Origin of the sequence: Pseudomonas umsongensis, assembly GCF_002236105.1 — a bacterium.
In the GTDB taxonomy this organism is placed as follows: domain Bacteria; phylum Pseudomonadota; class Gammaproteobacteria; order Pseudomonadales; family Pseudomonadaceae; genus Aquipseudomonas; species Aquipseudomonas umsongensis.
Genome location: NZ_NIWU01000002.1, coordinates 934247 through 953823, shown reverse-complemented (window position 1 = coordinate 953823; position 19577 = coordinate 934247). Strand labels below are relative to the sequence as shown.

The following is a 19577-nucleotide window of genomic DNA, read 5'->3' as shown; positions in this document are numbered from 1 at the left end:
CCGGTTAACCGCCCGCCGCGGGCGCGAAGATCGAGGCGAGATACGCCTCGCTTTCGCCCAGGCTGATGCTGTCGTTGAGGCCCTGGCGCAGGTATTTGACCAGTTGCGGCTGCAGGGAAATCGCCAGGTCGGTCTCGCGGTCACCGCCGGCGACGTAGGCGCCGACACTGATCAGGTCGCGGCTCTGCTGGTAGCGCGACCACAACTGCTTGAAGTACTGCGCCCGAGTCATGTGCTCCGGCGAGACTACCGCCGGCATGACCCGGCTGATGGACGCCTCGATATCGATGGCCGGGTAATGGCCTTCCTCGGCCAGACGCCGCGACAGCACGATGTGCCCGTCGAGCACGCCCCGCGCCGAGTCGGCAATCGGGTCCTGCTGGTCGTCGCCTTCGGACAGCACGGTATAGAACGCGGTGATCGAGCCACCGCCCTTCTCGGCATTGCCCGCGCGCTCTACCAGTTTCGGCAACTTGGCGAACACCGAGGGCGGATACCCCTTGGTCGCCGGTGGCTCGCCAATGGCCAGGGCAATTTCCCGCTGGGCCTGGGCGAAACGCGTCAGCGAATCCATCAGCAGCAGCACGTTCTTGCCCTTGTCGCGGAAATACTCGGCGATTCGCGTGCAATACATGGCGGCGCGCAGACGCATCAGGGGTGCATCGTCGGCGGGCGACGCCACCACCACCGAGCGCTTGAGCCCTTCTTCACCGAGGATGTGCTCGATGAACTCCTTGACCTCTCGACCGCGCTCACCGATCAGGCCGACGACGATGATGTCGGCCTCGGTGAAGCGCGTCATCATGCCCAGCAGTACGGATTTACCAACGCCGGTACCGGCGAACAGGCCAAGCCGCTGACCGCGCCCGACCGTCAACATGCCATTAATGCAGCGAATGCCCACATCCAGGGGCTCGCTGATCGGCTCGCGCTTGAGCGGGTTGATGGTCGGGCCGTCCATCGGCACCCAGTCTTCGGCCTTCATTCCGCCCTTGCCATCCAGGGCGCGGCCAGCACCGTCGAGTACGCGCCCGAGCATGCTCATGCCCATCGGCAAGCGACCGCTGTCGGAGAGGGGCACTACCCGGGCACCGGGGGCAATGCCGGCTACGCTGCCCACCGGCATCAAAAACACCTTGCTGCCGGAAAAGCCCATGACTTCGGCTTCGACCTGCACGGGATGATAGCTGTCATCGTTGATGACCATGCAGCGGCTGCCCATGGCCGCGCGCAAGCCCTCGGCTTCCAGCGTGAGGCCGACCATGCGCAACAGGCGGCCTTCGAGGATCGGTGCGCCGGCCAGTTCGATCGCCCCGGCGTAACTGCCCAGGCGCTTGGCGAAACTGGTGCGTTTAAGGTGCATCGGGAACCGCCACTGGTTTGCTTGCGCTGGACAGATCGATGCTCAGATCCGGCGCCGCCGGGTGCAAGGCCTGCTCGTGAAGCTGGTCGAACAGCTTGTCCATCACCTGCGTCACACGGGTTTCGACCGTGGCATCGATGCGGCTGTGTTCGGTTTCGACTCGGCAACCACCGGGCAACAGCGCTTCGTCCTCGACGATGCGCCAGGTTTCCTCATGTCGCTCGCGCAGGGCTTTGACCTGTTCGAAATCCTGCGGATTGATGTATAGCCGCACGTTGTTGACGCCCAACGGCAACAGCTTGAGGGCTTCGCGCATCACGTGTTCGATCTGCGTCGAGTCCATGGCCAGTTCGCGCTGGATCACCTGTTTGGTCATGTGCCGCACCAGTTCGACCAGGGACTTTTCAATCTGCGTGTCTTGTTCGGCGATGGGTTCGAACAGATGCGCCATCAACTTTTCAAGCGCGGCAACCTTGGCCGCCAACGCCGCATCAGCTTCCTGACGAACCTTGAGCGTGGTGCTATGGAACCCTTCTTTTTCGCCCACCGCGAAACCTTCGTTATAGGCTTCCTGGCGAATGCTCTCGAGCTCTTCGAGGGTCAGTGGCTGGACCTCTTCGAGCGGCACCTCCTCCATTTCCGGCGGCTCGGGTTCGGGCTCGGGCTCCGGCTCAGGGGCCGGCGGATCGAAGCTGGGCAGCGCCCAGGTATCGAAACCTCCGACATCCCTGGCGCGGATCAGGTCAGAGGGCAGCTCGTCATTCTTGGCCATGGCGTTAGATCATTTCCTCGCCGCCCTTGCCGCCGAGCACGATTTCGCCCGCTTCGGCCATGCGACGGGCAATGGTGAGGATTTCCTTCTGCGCGGTTTCCACATCGCTGACACGCACCGGGCCCTTGGCCTCGAGATCGTCGCGCAACAGTTCGGCCGCACGCTTGGACATGTTCTTGAAGATCTTCTCCTTGACGCTTTCGTCCGAGCCCTTGAGGGCCAGCACCAGCACGTCGGAGGACACTTCGCGCAGCAACGCCTGGATGCCGCGGTCATCGACATCGGCCAGGTTGTTGAACACGAACATGAGGTCTTCGATCTGACCGGACAGGTCCTCATCGACTTCGCGGATCGAGTCCATGAGCTGGCCTTCGATCGAGCTGTCGAGGAAGTTCATGATGTCGGCTGCGCGCTTGATGCCGCCCAGGCTGGTGCGCGAAGCATTGGAGTTGCCGGAGAACTGCTTCTCGAGAATCTGGTTGAGTTCCTTGAGGGCCGCAGGCTGCACGGTGTTGAGCGAGGAAACCCGCAGGATGATGTCCAGGCGCACCTTATGGTCGAAGTTGCCCAGCACTTCACCGGCCTGATCCGGATCGAGGTACGCCACCACGATCGCCTGGATCTGCGGGTGCTCGTAGCGGATCACGTCGGCGACCGCGCGCGGCTCCATCCATTTCAGGCTGTCAAGGCCGCTGGTATTGCCACCCAGCAGGATGCGATCGATCAGGCCGTTGGCCTTGTCCTCGCCCAGGGCCTGGGTGAGCATTTTGCGCACGTAGTCATCGGAACCGACGCCCAGGCTAGTCTGGTCGCCGACGATGTCGACGAACTCGCTCATCACCTGCTCGACCTGCTCACGGTGCACGTTACCCATCTGCGCCATGGCCACGCCGACACGCTGGACCTCTTTGGGCCCCATGTGGCGCAACACCTGGGCAGCGTCGGTTGAGCCCAGAGACAGCAGCAGGATCGCGGCTTTGTCGACCTTGCTCAGTTTGGCGGCAATGGCTCGGTTATCACTCATCTGCGTTAATCCACTCTTTCACGACCTGGGCGACACGGCCCGGGTCTTCTGCCACCAGACTCTTGATTGCGTTCAACTGCGCGTCATAGCCTTCGCTCGGGCTCGGCAACAGGATACTGGTCGGGCCACCGAGGCTGATACGGTCGTTGGCCAGTTCGCCGTCCAGGCCGCCCATGCCGCCGAGCTCGACGTCGCTGCCGATGCCCGCCAACTGCTTGCCTTTGCCGCCACCGGTGATGTTGTTGAGCACCGGACGCAACACACCGAACACCAGCACCAAAATGAACAGGACGCCCAACAGCTGCTTGACGATGTCCCAGAACCACGGCTGGGAGTAGAACGGCACATCGGCAATCACTTCACCGCGCTCGGTGGAGAACGGCATGTTGATCACGCTCACGCTGTCCCCACGACTGGCATCGAAGCCGACCGCGTCCTGCACCAGGCGGGTGAAACGGGCCAGCTCATCGGCGCTCCAAGGCGCACGGGCGATCTCACCGTTGGCCGGGTTGATCTTGACCTGGTCATCGACCACCACCGAGACCGACAGGCGATTCAATCGCCCTTGCTGTTGCTTGGTGTGGCTGATGGAGCGGTCGAGCTCGAAGTTCTTGGTCGATTGCTGGCGCTTGTCCGCCGGATACGGTGCGAGCATTGGCTGGCCGGTGGCCGGATCCATGACCTGCTGGCCGTTGGCATCGAGCAATGGCTGGCCTGGCTGCACCATGCCGGCCGACGCCGTGGCGCCACCGGTGGTTTGCGGCGCCGAGGCTGGCGACGGCGGCTGGTTGCTCAGGGCACCCGGCACACCTTGCGGGCCGTTACTGGCGGTGCGCTGTTCGTTCACCGACTGCTCGCTGCGCAATGCCGGCTGGTCGGGGTTGAATTGTTCGGAGGTGGACTCGACGGCGCTGAAGTCGACATCGGCCGAGACCTCGGCCTTGTAGCGGTCGTTGCCCAGCACCGGTTGCAGAATGTTGTGCACGCGTTGGGTGAGCATGCTCTCCATGCGGCGGCTGTAATCGAATTGCTTGCCGGCCATGGTCAGTTCGGAGTTTTCCGCCTGATCGGACAGCAGGTTACCTTTCTGGTCGACAACGGTGATCTGCGACTTGCTGAGTTCGGGCACGCTGGTCGCCACCAGATTGATGATGGCCACGACCTGCCCCGGCTCCAGCGAACGCCCGGAATACAGCTCGACCAACACCGAAGCGCTGGGCTTGCGCTCGTCGCGCACGAACACCGAACTTTTCGGGATCGCCAGGTGCACGCGGGCACCCTTGACATTGTTCAGGCTGGAAATGGTGCGCGCCAGTTCGCCTTCAAGGCCGCGACGATAACGGGTCGCCTCCATGAACTGACTGGTGCCCAGGCCCTGTTCCTTGTCGAGGATTTCAAAACCGATGTTGCCATCGCTGGGAGTGACACCAGCGCCCGCGAGCTTGAGACGCGCACGGGACAGGTCTTCGGCCTTGACCAGCAAGGCGCCGGAATTGGGTTCCACGGTATAGGCAATATCGGCGGCAGCCAGGGTGTCCATCACCTGCTTGGCGTCCATGCCGGCAAGGCTGCCGTACAACGGACGGTAATCCGGCTGCTGGGACCACAACACCACGGCAAAGCCAATCGCCACGCTCGCGGCCAGGCCGACCAACAGCCCCACCTGGCGCAGCATGGTCATCTCGGAGAGGTTTTCCAGGAAGGACAACCCGAACAGCGGCGGTTTGCCGTCTACGGAGTTGGCCTTGGCCGGAACATTGTCAGCGATAGCATCTGCCATGACTCAATCTCGTCCTTAAACCGGCATCTGCATGATGTCCTGATACGCCTGAACCAGCTTGTTGCGCACCTGGGTCAATGCCTGGAAAGACACGCTGGCCTTCTGCGAGGAAATCATCACGTCCGTCAGGTCGACACCGCTCTTGCCGATCTCGAAGGCGTTGGCCAACGACGTGGAAGCCTGCTGGGTGTCGTTGACCTTGTTGACGGCCTGACCGAGCATGTCGGCAAAGCTGCTGCCATTCAATTCAGGGACGGCGGCAGTCGATTTCGGCGCAGACATGGCGTCCATTTGCATGGCCCGCATATCCAGCATCAATCGATTGAATTCAATACCTTGGCTCATGCTCTACTCTCTCTGGCGGCCCGCAATTTTTTGACGCTCACTCAGCGGGTAACGAGGTGTTAGCAACAAGGGTGCCAGCTCAGCGTCCACCTCAAACAAAACCGGCAGCGCGCCCCCCTCCCGTAGGAGCGAGGCTTGCCCGCGAACCAGACACCACGGTATTTCTGGTAGACCGCGTCATCGTTCTTCGCGGGCAAGCCTCGCTCCTACAGGCGAAGAACGAACGCGGTATTACAGATACACCGCAGCGCCTGGTTCGCCGGCAAGCCTGGCTCCTACGGGAGAACCGGGCGTCACGGTGGGTCAGGTGGCAAACAAATACGCTTCCACGTCCATTCCGGCATCGCGCATCTGCGCCAGCTTGTAGCGCAAGGTGCGCGGGCTGATGCCCAGGCGCTCGGCGGCCTCTTTGCGGCGGCCGCGCTCGGTGCGCAAGGTGTCGATGATCATCTGGAACTCACGGCGCCGCAGGTCGTCGCCCAACCCGCCGCCAGATTCGGCCTCGACCGCCCGCACTGTCGTCGGCGCGGGCGCCAATGCCGGCAACGGTGCGCAGGCGATCGGTCCGTTCAGGCAGAAATCCTGCGGCTCGATCACCCCGCCCTGTTGCAGGATCAACGCACGCTGCAGCGCATTGTCCAGTTCACGCACGTTGCCCGGCCACGGATAAGCGATCAGGCACGCCTGGGCCGCGGGCGACAGCCTGGCCGCGGCATGCTTCATTTTATTGACGTGCCTGGCCAACAGTCGCTCGGCCAGCGGCAGGATATCGGCGGTGCGCTCGCGCAACGGCCGCCAGGCCAGCGGGAACACCGACAGGCGATAGTACAGGTCTTCACGAAAACGCCCCGCCGCCACCTCACCCGCCAAGTCCCGGTTGGTGGTCGCGACCACGCGGATATCCAGGGCTATCGGCTTGCGCGCACCTACTCGCTCAACCTCGCGCTCCTGCAGCACCCGCAGCAACTTGGCCTGCAACCCCAAGGGCATTTCGGAAATTTCATCGAGCAGGATCGTCCCGCCATCGGCCTGTTCGAACTTGCCGGCCTGCGCCGCGATGGCGCCGGTGAACGAGCCCTTTTCGTGCCCGAAGAGCGTGGCCTCCAGCATGTTGTCCGGAATCGCCGCGCAGTTGATCGCAATGAACGGCTGACTGGCCCGATGAGAGTGCTGGTGAATGTAGCGCGCCAGCACTTCCTTGCCGGTGCCGGACTCACCGGAGATCAGCACCGTGGAATCACTGCGCGCCACCCGCGCGGCCAACTCCAGCAACTGTGCACTGGCCGGCTCGAACGCCACGGGCCCTTCGCCATCGGTGGCGCCGACACTACCCTGGGCGTGCCGTGCGACCAGGTCGAGCAGCGCCTTGGGCTCGAACGGCTTGACCAGGTAATCCGCCGCCCCTTGGCGCATCGCATCCACCGCGCGCTCGACGGCACCGTGCGCCGTCATCAGCAGCACCGGCAGTTGCGGCTGTCGCGCCCGCAGCAAAGCGAGCAACTGATGACCATCCATGCCCGGCATGTTGACGTCGCTGACCACCAGATTAAACGCTTCGGCCGCCGCAGCTTCCAGGGCTTCCTGCGCCGACGCCACGGCCTTGTAATCGTGGCCGGCGAGCAACAGCGTGTCTGCCAGCGCCTCGCGCAACGCGCGGTCATCCTCGACCAGTAGAACCTTGATAGCCATGAGCTTCACTCCACTCCCTGGGCGCTGTCAAAAAGCGGTAGCAGTACCTGCGCACAGGTGCCGCGACCGATCCGCGAGCGCAAGCGCAACTCGCCCTGGTGCGCCCTCGCGACCGCCTTGACGACGGTCAGGCCGAGACCGGTGCCGGTGGCCTTGGTGGTAAAAAACGGCTCCCCCAGACGCGCCAGCACCGCTTCGTCGATACCGCTGCCGCTATCGCTGACGCACAAGCGCAGGTGATTGCCACGGGTGTAGAGGTGCACCTTCAAGCGCACATCAGAGGCACTGGCCTGAATGGCGTTTTCGATCAGATTGAGGACCGCGCCCACCAGGGTGTCGCGATTGCACAGCAGTTCGCCGGCATGGGCGTCGCATTGCCAGCGAATCGGCAAGTCCTGCACATGCGCCAGTGCCGCCGCCTGCAGCGCCTGCATCAGCTGCGCCGGCGTCACGCGGTCGGTCAATGGCAGCTCGCCGCGTGCGAACACCAGCATGTCGCGCACCTGATGTTCCAGCTCATGCAAGCGCTCCTTGAGCCGCCCGGCAAAGCGTTGCTGGGTGGCCACCGGCAGCGTCTGCTCGGTCAAGTGACTGGCGTAGAGCAAGGCCGCGGACAACGGCGTGCGAATCTGATGCGCCAGTGACGCCACCATGCGCCCCAGGGAAGACAGGCGTTCGTGGCGCGCCAGTTGATCTTGCAGATGACGGGTCTCGGTCAGGTCGTTGAGCAGCACCAGTTGCCCAGGTTCGGCATCCAGTGAACGCGTGGCAATCGACAGGCGCCGACCATCCTTGAGGGAGACTTCATGACCGTCGTCTTCACGGGGCGCAAAGCAACGGGCAATGACCTGTCGCCACAGTTCACCTTCGAGGGGCAGGCCGAGCAGTTCATACGCCGCCGGATTGGCTTCGCGCACGATGCCCTGGGCGTCGATGACGATGATGCCACCAGGCAAAAGGTCGAGCAGATGTTGCAGGCGATTGGCCAGGCGCTCTTTCTCCGCCAGCTCCTGCATGCGCTGGGCGCTGACCACCGCCAACTCCCCCTTGAGCTCGGTCACCCGGGCTTCGAGCATGCTGTAGGAGTTGGTCAATTGGCTCGACATCTGGTTGAACAGGGCAAACGCCTGCTCAAGGCCAAGCCGGCTCGCCTGCTCTACCGACGACGATTGCCCCAGGGCATCCCCCAAGGTATCTGAAGCAGGAGACATCTGGGCGGATGGGGGCATGGGGTGCTCTCTCGCTTGGCTGACCGTCAGTGAAACGGAACGTTGCGAGGGCTATAGCAATACCCGTGCCTAAAAAAAACTGCTTGAAAATGAACAACTTGAAAAACAGGCGTCAATCATCCGCCTGTTCATCACCGTCACGACGACTCATGCCGTACTTGCGCATTTTTTCCACCAGCGTGGTCCGACGGATACGCAGGCGTTCAGCGGCGCGCGCAACAATGCCATTGGCATCATCCAGCGCTTGCTGGATCAGGCCTTGCTCCAGGCCACCGAGATAATCCTTCAGGTCCAGGCCTTCAGGTGGCAGCATCGCATGGGTGGTGAAGTCCGGGGTATGGCCGTTGATTGCCACCCGCTCTTCGAGATCGTTGCGCAGGGTGTCAACCAGTTGCTCGTCTTCATCGTCGACGTAGCGGAATTTCTTCGGCAACTCGACCACGCCGATCACCCCGTACGGATGCATGATCGCCATGCGCTCCACCAGGTTGGCCAGTTCGCGGACGTTGCCCGGCCAGCCGTGACGGCACAGCGACATGATGGCCGCGGAGTTGAAGCGGATCGAACCGCGCTTCTCGTGCTCCATGCGCGAGATCAATTCGTTCATCAGCAACGGAATGTCTTCTACGCGCTCGCGCAGCGGCGCCATCTCGATCGGGAACACGTTCAGGCGGTAGTACAGGTCTTCGCGGAAGGTGCCGATCTCGATCATGCTTTCGAGATTCTTGTGGGTCGCCGCAATGATGCGCACATCGACGCTCTGGGTCTTGTTGCTGCCCACGCGCTCGAACGTACGCTCCTGCAACACGCGCAGCAGCTTGACCTGCATCGGCAGTGGCATGTCGCCAATTTCGTCAAGGAACAGCGTGCCGCCATTGGCCAGCTCGAAACGCCCGGCACGGCTGGTGATCGCCCCGGTGAACGCGCCCTTCTCATGACCGAACAATTCACTTTCCAGCAGCTCGGCCGGAATCGCCCCGCAATTGACCGGCACGAACGGTGCCTCGCGGCGCTTGGAGTGGTAATGCAGGTTGCGCGCGACCACTTCCTTGCCGGTCCCGGACTCACCGAGGATCAGCACACTGGCATCGGTGTCGGCCACTTGCTGCATCATCTGGCGCACGTGCTGGATCGCCCGGCTGGTGCCGACGAGGCTGCGGAACAGATTGGGTTCGCGATGCCGCCCGCGCTCGCGGGCCTGGTCGTACATCTCGCGATAGACCTGGGCACGGTGCAGCGAATCGAGCAACTTGCTGTAGCTAGGTGGCATTTCGAGGGTCGACAGTACCCGGCGACGCTGGTCATCCGGCAGGTCGATGGAAGAATTATCGCCCATCAGCAAAATCGGAAGGAACTCATCCCATGTCGACAGTGTCTTTAGCAAGCCCTGAAGAGAACCCGGAGCATTGACCGTCCCGATAAGGACACAGATCACTTCACGACTAGAAGATAAAGAGACGACAGCCTGCTGCCAGTCGTGGCTACCGCAGGGTAAATTTTCTTCGCCGAGAAAATTTAAAATCACCGCCAAGTCGCGGCGGCGGACGCTATCGTCATCGATTAGCAGAATTTTGGTTTCACGCCACATGCAATCGTAACTTCCCTAGTCGACCCGGTGCCCGAAATGAGTGGGCAAGCTAGACGCTTGCAGACCGTTAATGCCTGTAGACGCCCGAAATCTGGAAACAGCCACTAGTAAAGTCAAAAAACCGTTCACAGTCAAATTTATGGCGCAATAAGCACGGATTAAGCAGAAAATAATTAACCAAACAGATGGTAAACCTTTGCGGCACTCTTCGCTTGGTTGATCTGCGACATCTCATCGACTATCGCCTGACGCTCACCCATCGTCACCGTCAATAAATCTTTGTACACCGCCAGCAGGCTCTCAAGGTGGGTGCGCAGCGCTTCTTCGTCGACGGGCGCTTCACTGAGCACTTCGTCCACGCATTCGCGGCAAGCCGAATCCAGCTCGCCGATTGCATCCCAGTTACGCGCGGCCAGCGCATCGATCAGCGCTTCGCGGGTTTGTTCGATCCGTTGCAGTGCTTGGCTCATTGCATCACCCTCGAAAATTTAACGAAGCGTCTCAAGGCGCAATTGCATCCCAACCTTCCTTGAGGTTACTGAGCAGCCCGGAGACCTCATCGAGAATGAGCGGATCACTCTTGATATTGGCCTCAGTCAGCCGACGCATCATGTAGTCGTAGAGGCTGTCGAGATCAGACAATGGTGTAGGTGACTTCTCAGGGTCCAACCCCTCACGCAGCCCGCCTACGATTGCCACCGCCTTGCCAATGCAAAGCCCTTTGGTAGCCGTGTCATTACGCTCCAGAGCGCCCTTGGCCTGGGCAATACGATCAAGTCCACCCTGCATCAGCATCTGGACGAGACGGTGAGGACTAGCCTCGGAAGTCTGAGCGTGCGAGTTGACACTTTGGTATTGACGCAGGGCTCTCATGGGGTTCATGTCTGACTCCTTGAAAAAACGATTATCTGGCATTCATCGGCTATAACGAACTATCGACTTGAACGGATAAAACTTTAGCCACGGCCCGCATGGCAAAACGAAAAAACCCGGAGCGCCTGAAAAAGGATCCGGGTTTTTTCCATCTGGCGACCGTTAGTCGTCGCTGACTTTGTTCAACGCATTCAGCGTAGTCATGATGCTCTTGGAAGTCGCAGTCAATTGTGCGACCAAGGTATCCATGGCTGTGTACTTGGCAGTCAACGTAGTTTGCAGGTTCGCTATTCGACGATTCAGATCTTCCTGATCAACCTTGAGCGAGTCCAGGGAGTCAGTCAGGCTGGTCTGCCGCTGAGCCAGGACGCCATCGGATTTCGCGAAGGCATCGGTGGCACTCGTCATGCGACTGATAACGCCATTCTTGCCGGTGAACAGTTCGGCGACTTCGGAACCAAACGCTTTCACGCCCTTGTCCCACTTGGCATCATCGATAGTCAGCAAACCGGTGGTTTTGTCCGTGTTGATGCCCAGCTGCGAAAGCATGCTCAAGCCGCTGGTGCCTGCACCCGACTCCCCGGACACCAACTCATTCCGCACAGAAGTCACCAGGCTGCGCATCGTCGCATCACCCGTGAGCGCACCAGCGGTCGTAGTAGATCCACCTGTTGCGGTCGCCGTCGCCGACACCTTGGTTTGCGTGTTGATCGCCGTCATCAGCGCGTTATAAGCGGATACGAAAGCTTGCGCGGAGGTTTTCAACTGCGCGGTACTGCTAGACACCGTGATTGTGGATTTGCCTTCTGTCAGCAACTCCAGATTAACCCCACTGACGACCGAGGAAATGGAGTTGGAAGCAGACTCCATCTTCACATTATCAAGCGTGTACTCGGCATTCTGTGGGACGGTAGTAACCACATAATCCTTGGTCAGCTCATCAGCGCCACTGAGTGTCAAATCAGTACCCTTACCAGTCGTATTCGAACTCAAAACCAATCGGGAACCGTTGGCATCGGTCAGGATGTTGGCACTGATGTTCTTCGATTTGAGCTGGGTGTTGATCGCATCGCGCGTTTCTTGCAGGGTCGCACCAGGCTCGATGACCACACCGTAATCATTGCCAGACTGAGAAATCGTCAACGTGGTCGCTACGGTACCGGAGTTGACCACGCTCGACGCGCCACCTGCAAACACGGAGGTAGAGACTTTTGAAGCCGTGGCCAGCTTGGTGACTTCCAGGGCGTAGGAACCATTGGTAGCCGCATCGTTGACCGTTGTCTTGGCGATTTTCTCGTCGGAAGAAGCGCCGGAAATACTACCAAAAGCTGTGGCCGTGTTGAGCTTGGCGATCGCCGCCCGGTATGTGTCAAGCGCACTTTTGATCACCGAGATCCCGGACAGAGTGGTGCTGGTCGAAGCAGTCTGCTTGTCGATCTGGGCTTGTTTCGGTGCTTTCTCGGCATCCACCAATGCGGTGACAATTTTCTGGGTGTCGATCCCCGAGCCTATGCCACTGACGGTTGAACTTGCCATGCTTTTTCTCCTTCCCGGAAGGTCGCCATGTTCTTGACGAACAATTCACCAATGCCAGCCACTATCAAAACACGTGCCAGCTTAAGCCTTTCCATCAAATAGAAGGCTACTGGCGTCACTTAAACTCGCAGCCAATTTCAAAGCCGCTTCTGAAGGCAGCTGGCGGATGACTTCACCGCTTTCTGTCGCGATCACCTTGACCACGACCCTGCCGGTCGAGTCATCAATCGAGAAATCCAGGTTGCGTTTGCTGGACTGAACAAATTCTCGAATATCGGTTACCGCTTGTTCCAATTCTGCCCGCTTGGGCTTGTCCATCGACGCCGTTGCGCCCACATCAGTCGATGCCGAGAGTGGCGAAGGTTTGGGGCTGGTTGTCCCCTGCAATGCAGTCACAGATGGGGGCTGATTCATCTTGACGCTCATGTCCATTGCCATCACCTCAGATGAAAAATCAACGGAATGAATAAAAGGGCGCGTTAAACGCGCCCTTTTATTTCACTGACCAGACGCGGAGATTACTGAAGCAGCTTCAGTACAGCGGACGGCAGCTGATTGGCCTGGGACAGGATCGCAGTGGAAGCCTGTTGCAGGGTTTGTTGCTTGGTCAGCTCTGCAGTTTCGGAAGCGAAGTCAGCGTCCTGAACGCGACCGCGGGCAGCGGTGGAGTTCTGGGCGATGCTTTGCAGGTTGGCTACGGTGCTGTCGAAACGGTTTTGAACAGCACCCAATGCGGCGCGCTGGCTGTCGATTTGCTGGATGGCAGCGTCCAGAGCCTGTACCGATTGTTGCGAACCAGCAGCAGTCAGGATGTCCAGGTCGCCAACGGTGGTTTGGGTTTCGCTGGCATTGGAGATACCTGCTTCCAGACCCAGGTCGCCTAGGGAACCGGTGTTGCCTGCCGAGATCACGATGTCAGCCTTGCCGCTGAGCTGAATCTTGCCATCGGCAGTTTTGGTTGCGGTAGCGCCGGCACTGGCGCTGTTGATCGACGAAATAACAGCGTCAAGGTCGCTGCCCTTAGTGATCTTGATTTCGGTGGTGCCGATTTTTAGCGAAGTATCAGCAGTCATTTTGACGTCCGAAGTACCGCTTTTCAGGCCCAGCGAGGCGAGAGAACCACTATCGTTGGCACCAGTATTGTCTGCCAGTGTTATCTTGTTGCCGTTCTGGGAGGTGATGGAGATTTGACCGTCAACAATCTTGGCGTTACCAGTACCAACACCAGCCAATGCTTCGATCTGACCCAGAATGGAGTCAACGTCATCCGTAGTACCATTCCAAGAAACAGCAGAGCCATTGACGAGGATGCTACCGGCTTTTGGAGGAACGGATCCACCATCGGTTTTGTTGCTGGTGGTGCCAGCCGTCAGACCGAACTTACCAGCGTCGGAACCAGAAATAGACACAGGACCAGAAGCATTGGTGAAGGTCAGTATATCACCAGCCTCAGCGACAGTTACGGCAGAACCAGCAGCAGTTAACGCGGCAGTGATCGTAGTCGCAACATCGGCGTTACTGGTTTCAGTTCCAGCCAGCTTGATATCAACACCGTTGATGCTGAGCTTCTCATTGCCAGATACAGTAAAGCCAGTAGCAGCAACGCCCGCTACAATAGTTTGCTTCAACGTAGTGGTCGAACCCTGCACGCTAGCAGCCATACCCGACATTTCTTTGCCAGTCACTTCAGCGCTGCTGTAGGTACCCTTCAAACCCGAAGCACTCAAGTCACCCATACCAAACGAAATAGTTTCGTTAGCGCTTGCACCAACCTGGAAGCTGGTGTTTTGGAACGAACCATCAAGCAGATTCTTGCCACCGAAAGTGGTGGTGTTGGAGATACGGTTCAGCTCACCCGACAGGGCGGTGAATTCCTGGTTCAGGGAAGTACGGTCGTCATCACTGTTCGATCCGTTCGCCGATTGCAGGGCCAGCTCACGCATACGCTGCAGGATGTTGGTGGATTCTTGCATCGCACCTTCAGCGGTCTGGGCGATCGAGATACCGTCGTTGGCGTTTTTCACGGCAACGTTCAGACCGTTGATCTGGCTGGTCAGACGGTTGGCGATTTGCAGGCCGGCAGCGTCGTCTTTGGCGCTGTTGATTTTCAGGCCGGAAGACAGACGGCTCATCGAGGTGCTCAGAGCATCGGAAGCCCGGTTCAGGTTTTTCTGAACGCCCAGGGAGGTGATGTTGGTGTTTACGGATAACGACATGACGAATTCCTCGTTGGTTGGGTGCTGCGGCTTCCGGCCCTGGCAACCGCCGGGTGTGGCCTAGAGAACCTTCGTAATAGTTATCGTCGTGAAAGCAGGTTGCTTGAGGGCTTTTTTGATTTTTTTTACTAGCACCGTGCCACCCCTTGCATTTCAAGGCGTTAAATGCCGACCCAGAATGCAAAAACGCCCATGACCTCGCGGTCATGGGCGTTTTTTTTGGCGTTATTTAACTGACGCCTCAGGTGCGATGGATCAGCGCCGAGCCCCAGGACAGCCCCACACCAAAACCACTGATCGCCACGCGCTTCCAGCTGGAATCGAACATGTGCTTTTCCAGCAACAGCGGGATGCTCGAAGACACGGTGTTGCCAGTCTCGACCATGTCCTTGATGAACTTCTCCGGCTCGCTTTCAAAGCGGCGCGCCACGGCATCGACGATGGCCGCACTGCCCTGGTGGATGCAGAAGGCATCGATGTCCTGGGACGTGAGGCCGGACTGATTGAGCAGTTCGTGCAAGTGCGCCGGCACCTTGAGCAGGGCGAAGTTGAACACCTGCCGTCCGTTCATGAAGAACACGCCATCAGTCACCTTCAGGTGCGGAGCACCGGAGCCGTCGGTACCGAACTTGGCCTTGCCCAACTGCCAGATGGCGTCTTCGCCCATCCAGGTGGCGGTGGCGGCATCGCCGAACAGCATGGTGGTGTTGCGGTCTTCCGGGTCGACGATCTTCGAATACGGGTCTGCAGTGATCAACAGGCCGTTCTTCAGCCCGGCAGCTTCCATGAAGCCCTTGATTGCGTAGATACCGTAGACGTAACCGGAGCAACCCAGGGAGATGTCGAAAGCAGCAACGTTGGTCGACAGGCCGAGCTTGTCCTGGACGATCGCCGAAGTGTGCGGCAGGCCCTCCTCATCACCATTCTGGGTGACGACAATCAGCACGTCGATGGCTTGACGGTCGAGCTGGGGGTTGTTGGCGAACAACGCATTGGCCGCTTCGACACACAGGTCGGAGGTTTCCTGGGTAGCGTCCTTGCGCGGCAGGAACGCCGAACCGATTTTCCCGAGGATGAACTCTTCATCCTTCTCGAACTTTGCGCCCTGAGCATAGTTATCCAGCCCACTCGCTGGCACGTAGCTGGCAATGCTTTTTATGCCAATCATTGTGGCTTCCCAATACTAAATAGCTGGAGATCACCGCTCGCATGACCGAGAGGTACGACAATACTGGATTTCACCGAGCGAAAAAATACGGCACAGACGCTCCAGAAACCCTGAAAACACGCCCGACAAGGGTCAAACCCCTGCCCATCCTTTTTGACACAATACAGTGAAGATGCGCTATCTGACTCACAGGTCACGCATTATGCGTGCCTTGCGCAAAACATCCAGCCACAAACAAGCGTTCAACCGCCCAGTGGAAGAGGAAAAAATCGGAAATGATTGAGCAAAAAAGGCGCGACAACGAACCAACGAGACATTGCCGGCATCATTGATGCCGGCAATTAGAGAAGAGATCAAAGCTTGTTGAACAGGCTCAACTGGGCAATTTTGACGAAGGACAGTTGCGAGGCCTGCAACAGCGATTGCTGGAACGCCAAGTCGATGGATGCCGTTGCGACATCCGTATCACCAATAGCCGCCTGGGTACTGGTGTTAGCCAGGCCCATGCTGACGTTTTCGGCGCTCTGGATTTCAATGGCGTTCAATCGCGCCCCTATCGCTCCTCGAACGTTATCGACCTGCTCACTGGCATTGGAAAGGTTACTGATCGCCGCATTCACCGAGTCCTTCAGCTTGATCTGTGCCAGATCATTGCCATCGGCGGGCGTTTCCAATGCTTGACGCAACTGGCTCAAGGTATCCAGGGCACTTTGCGTTTGGTGACTACTCGCACCCACCACGAACTGATCGTCCGCTTGCGGGGCACCGGTAAAATCAAGCTTCACGCCCGCGACCGTGATCGAGCCCCCCGCCAGTACACCCCCACCAATCGCCTTGCTGTCTGCACTCATTGGCTGGGCATAGACCTGATAATTGCTGGCATCGGTGAATTTGATAACCACCCCGCTGTTGGGAAAACCGTTGACGTAGTCTGCCTGGTTAGCGACGCCGGACCCGGTGATCTGGGCCGTCGAACCGTTGCTCGGGGTCCGCGATGCATTGAAGCTGTCAGGCTTGGTGCCCAGAGAAAAGATGTGATCCTTGACCTCTTCATCAGGGGTCATTGGCAGCGTGGTCGCAGGATCCACAGGCGCCTTGAGGCGCAACGAGATGTCGAACTCCACCCCCCGCAGGCTGATGGTCGAGCCACCCTCTTTACTTGAGTCGAACGTGCCATTTCCGGACACCTCGCTCGTGACATCGTTACCGTCCTTGTCCGCGATAGTGTAATGAGTACTGTCTACAAACTTCAGCTCGTAGGGCTCTCCCGCGGAAAATTTCTTGATGTAGGTCGCATTCGACTGCACCAGGCCGGCAGACACGGAAACGGTACCGTCATTAGGCTTCGACGGATCGAGGACCGCCTGGGTACGCCCCGAGTTCGTCGCCGATTCGAGAATGCTTTTACCGGTATCGTTGCTGGCCATGGACAAGGTGTCCGACACCTGCAGGCTCAACTGCGTGTCGTCACCCTGATAGGTGTAGGTGCCGTCATTGTTACGCACGTAGGGCGGTATAGAGGTTTTCGAGCCAGAAAACATGTAGTTGCCCGACGAATCCTTGCTGTTGAGCAAACCCAGTACTTGCTGTTCAATCTCGCCTATCTCGCTGGCGATGGATTTTCGATCAGCATCACTGTAACCACCATTACCCGCCTGAAGCGCCAACTCGCGACCACGCTGCAACGCAGTGTTAATGCTTTCAAGCACGCTTTCCTGGTTGGTCAGCGAATTCTTGATACTGCCCATGTTGGTGCTGTACTGCCCCAGCAAGTCTTTCTGCTGTTGCAGCATCAGCAACTTTGCAGCGCCAACAGGATCATCACCAGCACTCTGGATCCGCACGCCCGACGTGATCTGCTCCTGAGTCTTCACAATCGAGGAGAAGTTGTTCTGGTACTTGGCCGCACTCGTCTCAAAGTACTGGGCTGTAGAAATGCGCATCGTCTAAGACTCCCTTAAAGACTGTTGATCAGCGTGCTGAAGGTTTCTTGCGCGGCCTTGATAATCTGCGACGACGCGGTGTAGTACTGCTGGAACTTGAGGAGGTCGGCGGCTTCGTCGTCCAGGTTGACCTGGGACACCGACGCGACTTCGGATTTGGCCCGGGACAGAATCGCGCCACTGGCGGTGCTGTCACCCAAGGCCTGGCTGGCCTTGGCGCCCACCTGTTCGACCAGACGGCTGTAGGCGGTGGTCATGCTCATCCCGGCGTTGCCGCCCGTCACGCCTACCGTTGCCTTGGTTTGCAGAGCCAACAACTCGTTGGCATTGCGGTTGTCTTTCTTGCCGTCCGCGTTGAACGCGATTTCGTACTTGTCGTTCTTCGACGGCGAGCCACTGACCGTGGTGTTGAACGAAAATGATTGGCCAGGGATCGGAGCGCCTGAGGCATCGAGCATCGGCACATTGATGGTCAGGTCATTGCTTTGGCCGGGGACGATGGTGCCCGTGCCGATGCTCTGCCCTTTCGAGTTGAACACTTCATAGGCCTGGCTGCCGCCGGCCGCATCCTTGAACGCCAGGGTCACCGGCATCGAGTCCTTGATCCCTGCCTGCAGCGCGGCCAGATCGGCACCGCCATAGATATCCAACGGCGTGGACAGCACCGGCGGGGTCAATGCGCCGGTGCCGCCATTGCTCGTGCTGCCGGTGGCAACCAGCGGGCCGGCAAACGCGAGCTTGTTCGAGTCGGTCATCTGGGTCTTGATGGAACTCGCGGCATTGCGAGTCGGCGTCACCTTGAATGAATCACCCGCGCTGAGACCGCCGCCGTTCAGATCCAGCTTGAAACCATCGATTTCTGCTGCCGGGGACAGGTCGAAAGAGCCCATGTCCTTGCCGTCGGAACGCTTGACCGTGTACTTGTCGGCCGCAGTGAAGGTGACCGAATAATCGAAGGTGGTCAGTGCGCTGGAATTGGTGATCGTGACATCCAGATTGCCCGAACCGGTACTGTTGTTCGACGCCCCCAGGCTGCGCTGGCTGATCGCGGTGGCACTGTTGATGTTGGAGAACAGCGAAGCACCAAACTCGCCATTGGCATCGAGCCCTTGGCCCAATTGGCTATTGATCTTGTCAGCCATCACCAGGGCGGTGCGGCCCAGATCGTTCTGCGCCGGCACCAGCACATCGTCGCGATAACGCAGCAGGCCGCCAATCTTGCCGCCACTGATGACCGAGGTGACGTCACTGGTTTTAGACGGCGAGTTGAGCTGGATATTCAGCTGGCTTTTGTCGATGCCGGTGCGGGCGGTCGAGAGGGTGTTGGAGGTGTTGCCCAACACCAGGGGCTGGCCGTTCCCCAGGGAGACGTTGTAACTGCCGTTCTGCTCCTGGACCGTGACACCCACCAACTCGTTGAGCGAGCGCACCGCTTCATTGCGCGCATCGAGCAAGTTGCTCGGGCCACTGCCGGAAGAAGTGCTGGCCTGGGCAATCTGCTGGTTCAACGAAGCGATCGACGCCGTCAACTGGTTGACCTGCCCGGTCAAGGTCGTCAACTGGCTGTTGATCCCTTCGTTCTGCTGCGTCATCTGCGACGCCAGGGCGTTAAAGCGATTACTCAGGGTTTGCGCATTGGTCAGCAGTAGTTGCCGGGCGGCGGTGTCGCTCGGTGTACCGGCGGCCGTCTGGACCGAAGTGAAGAAGCTGCTCAACACCGCACTGATCCCCGTGTTCTTGTCGGAGAAGAGCTTGTCGAGCGGGTTCACCTGATCGAGGTAGGCGTTGGCATCACTGCTCAGCGATGTGGAGGTCTGCAACTGATTATCGAGGTAGGCGTTATAGACCCGACGCACATCGGCCAGGGTTGTACCGCTGCCGATGAACACGCCACCATACAGGTTCGACGCGTTGCTCACCTGAGTGGTCTGCTGACGTGAATAGCCGGCCGTGTTGGCATTGGCAATGTTGTTGCCGACGGTCGCCAGTGAAACCTGGCTGGCATTGAGCCCCGACATTCCGATGTTGAGCAAACTCATGATTCAGACCCT

The 19577-nt window shown here is 59.2% G+C and carries 16 protein-coding genes; all 16 read right to left on the bottom strand.

Going from position 1 to position 19577, the window contains the following annotated elements; genetic code table 11:
• Window positions 1-4: 4 nt before the first annotated feature.
• Window positions 5-1363: a flagellar protein export ATPase FliI gene (fliI, locus tag PSUM_RS14745; protein WP_020796957.1), complete on the bottom strand. Its 1359-nt coding sequence runs from the start codon at window positions 1361-1363 to the stop codon at window positions 5-7.
• The gene (gene fliH / locus PSUM_RS14740; RefSeq protein WP_033044921.1) at window positions 1353-2135 is read right to left on the bottom strand and encodes a flagellar assembly protein FliH; all 783 of its coding nucleotides are present in this window, start codon (window positions 2133-2135) and stop codon (window positions 1353-1355) included. The genes fliI and fliH overlap by 11 nt, the downstream gene beginning before the upstream one ends.
• 4 nt (window positions 2136-2139) lie before the next feature.
• Entirely contained in the window at window positions 2140-3159 is a 1020-nt protein-coding gene (gene fliG, locus PSUM_RS14735; protein ID WP_020796955.1) for a flagellar motor switch protein FliG, read from the bottom strand.
• A complete protein-coding gene (gene fliF / locus PSUM_RS14730) occupies window positions 3152-4939 on the bottom strand; it encodes a flagellar basal-body MS-ring/collar protein FliF (protein WP_033044920.1) in 1788 nt (595 codons plus the stop codon). Before fliF ends, fliG begins: the two co-directional genes overlap by 8 nt.
• Window positions 4940-4954: 15 nt before the next feature.
• The gene (gene fliE / locus PSUM_RS14725) at window positions 4955-5284 is read right to left on the bottom strand and encodes a flagellar hook-basal body complex protein FliE (RefSeq protein ID WP_033044919.1); all 330 of its coding nucleotides are present in this window, start codon (window positions 5282-5284) and stop codon (window positions 4955-4957) included.
• Between the two features lie 303 nt (window positions 5285-5587).
• A complete protein-coding gene (locus PSUM_RS14715; RefSeq protein ID WP_083348432.1) occupies window positions 5588-6973 on the bottom strand; it encodes a sigma-54-dependent transcriptional regulator in 1386 nt (461 codons plus the stop codon).
• A gap of 5 nt (window positions 6974-6978) precedes the next feature.
• Complete coding sequence (locus PSUM_RS14710) at window positions 6979-8184, bottom strand: sensor histidine kinase (protein ID WP_414896143.1); 1206 nt, start codon at window positions 8182-8184, stop codon at window positions 6979-6981.
• A gap of 130 nt (window positions 8185-8314) precedes the next feature.
• Window positions 8315-9790: a sigma-54 dependent transcriptional regulator gene (locus PSUM_RS14705; protein ID WP_020796949.1), complete on the bottom strand. Its 1476-nt coding sequence runs from the start codon at window positions 9788-9790 to the stop codon at window positions 8315-8317.
• 173 nt (window positions 9791-9963) lie between these two features.
• Entirely contained in the window at window positions 9964-10260 is a 297-nt protein-coding gene (fliT, locus tag PSUM_RS14700; protein ID WP_020796948.1) for a flagellar protein FliT, read from the bottom strand.
• Window positions 10261-10291: 31 nt separating this feature from the next.
• Complete coding sequence (fliS, locus tag PSUM_RS14695; protein ID WP_042955320.1) at window positions 10292-10672, bottom strand: flagellar export chaperone FliS; 381 nt, start codon at window positions 10670-10672, stop codon at window positions 10292-10294.
• Window positions 10673-10825: 153 nt separating this feature from the next.
• Window positions 10826-12199, bottom strand: a complete 1374-nt coding sequence (gene fliD, locus PSUM_RS14690; RefSeq protein WP_083348430.1) for a flagellar filament capping protein FliD — start codon at window positions 12197-12199, stop codon at window positions 10826-10828.
• Window positions 12200-12280: 81 nt separating this feature from the next.
• Window positions 12281-12631 (bottom strand): flagellar protein FlaG, encoded by a 351-nt coding sequence (locus PSUM_RS14685; RefSeq protein WP_042955319.1) that lies wholly within the window; start codon window positions 12629-12631, stop codon window positions 12281-12283.
• A gap of 86 nt (window positions 12632-12717) precedes the next feature.
• Window positions 12718-14415 (bottom strand): flagellin N-terminal helical domain-containing protein, encoded by a 1698-nt coding sequence (locus tag PSUM_RS14680; RefSeq protein WP_020796944.1) that lies wholly within the window; start codon window positions 14413-14415, stop codon window positions 12718-12720.
• A gap of 241 nt (window positions 14416-14656) precedes the next feature.
• The gene (locus PSUM_RS14675) at window positions 14657-15583 is read right to left on the bottom strand and encodes a ketoacyl-ACP synthase III (RefSeq protein WP_083348429.1); all 927 of its coding nucleotides are present in this window, start codon (window positions 15581-15583) and stop codon (window positions 14657-14659) included.
• Window positions 15584-15936: 353 nt separating this feature from the next.
• Entirely contained in the window at window positions 15937-17526 is a 1590-nt protein-coding gene (locus PSUM_RS14670; RefSeq protein WP_083348428.1) for a flagellar hook-associated protein 3, read from the bottom strand.
• A 14-nt stretch (window positions 17527-17540) separates the two neighbouring features.
• On the bottom strand, window positions 17541-19565 hold the full coding sequence (gene flgK, locus PSUM_RS14665; protein WP_083348427.1) for a flagellar hook-associated protein FlgK: 2025 nt from the start codon (window positions 19563-19565) through the stop codon (window positions 17541-17543).
• Between the last annotated feature and the right edge of the window lie 12 nt (window positions 19566-19577).

Coding starts and splice junctions, on each gene's coding strand:
- PSUM_RS14670 (WP_083348428.1), bottom strand. CDS start 17,526: ATGCGCATTTCTACAGCCCAGTACTTTGAGACGAGTGCGGCCAAGTAC.
- flgK (WP_083348427.1), bottom strand. CDS start 19,565: ATGAGTTTGCTCAACATCGGAATGTCGGGGCTCAATGCCAGCCAGGTT.
- fliT (WP_020796948.1), bottom strand. CDS start 10,260: ATGAGCCAAGCACTGCAACGGATCGAACAAACCCGCGAAGCGCTGATC.
- PSUM_RS14710 (WP_414896143.1), bottom strand. CDS start 8,184: ATGTCTCCTGCTTCAGATACCTTGGGGGATGCCCTGGGGCAATCGTCG.
- fliS (WP_042955320.1), bottom strand. CDS start 10,672: ATGAACCCCATGAGAGCCCTGCGTCAATACCAAAGTGTCAACTCGCAC.
- PSUM_RS14680 (WP_020796944.1), bottom strand. CDS start 14,415: ATGTCGTTATCCGTAAACACCAACATCACCTCCCTGGGCGTTCAGAAA.
- fliH (WP_033044921.1), bottom strand. CDS start 2,135: ATGGCCAAGAATGACGAGCTGCCCTCTGACCTGATCCGCGCCAGGGAT.
- fliD (WP_083348430.1), bottom strand. CDS start 12,199: ATGGCAAGTTCAACCGTCAGTGGCATAGGCTCGGGGATCGACACCCAG.
- PSUM_RS14715 (WP_083348432.1), bottom strand. CDS start 6,973: ATGGCTATCAAGGTTCTACTGGTCGAGGATGACCGCGCGTTGCGCGAG.
- PSUM_RS14675 (WP_083348429.1), bottom strand. CDS start 15,583: ATGATTGGCATAAAAAGCATTGCCAGCTACGTGCCAGCGAGTGGGCTG.
- fliF (WP_033044920.1), bottom strand. CDS start 4,939: ATGGCAGATGCTATCGCTGACAATGTTCCGGCCAAGGCCAACTCCGTA.
- PSUM_RS14685 (WP_042955319.1), bottom strand. CDS start 12,631: ATGGACATGAGCGTCAAGATGAATCAGCCCCCATCTGTGACTGCATTG.
- fliI (WP_020796957.1), bottom strand. CDS start 1,363: ATGCACCTTAAACGCACCAGTTTCGCCAAGCGCCTGGGCAGTTACGCC.
- fliE (WP_033044919.1), bottom strand. CDS start 5,284: ATGAGCCAAGGTATTGAATTCAATCGATTGATGCTGGATATGCGGGCC.
- fliG (WP_020796955.1), bottom strand. CDS start 3,159: ATGAGTGATAACCGAGCCATTGCCGCCAAACTGAGCAAGGTCGACAAA.
- PSUM_RS14705 (WP_020796949.1), bottom strand. CDS start 9,790: ATGTGGCGTGAAACCAAAATTCTGCTAATCGATGACGATAGCGTCCGC.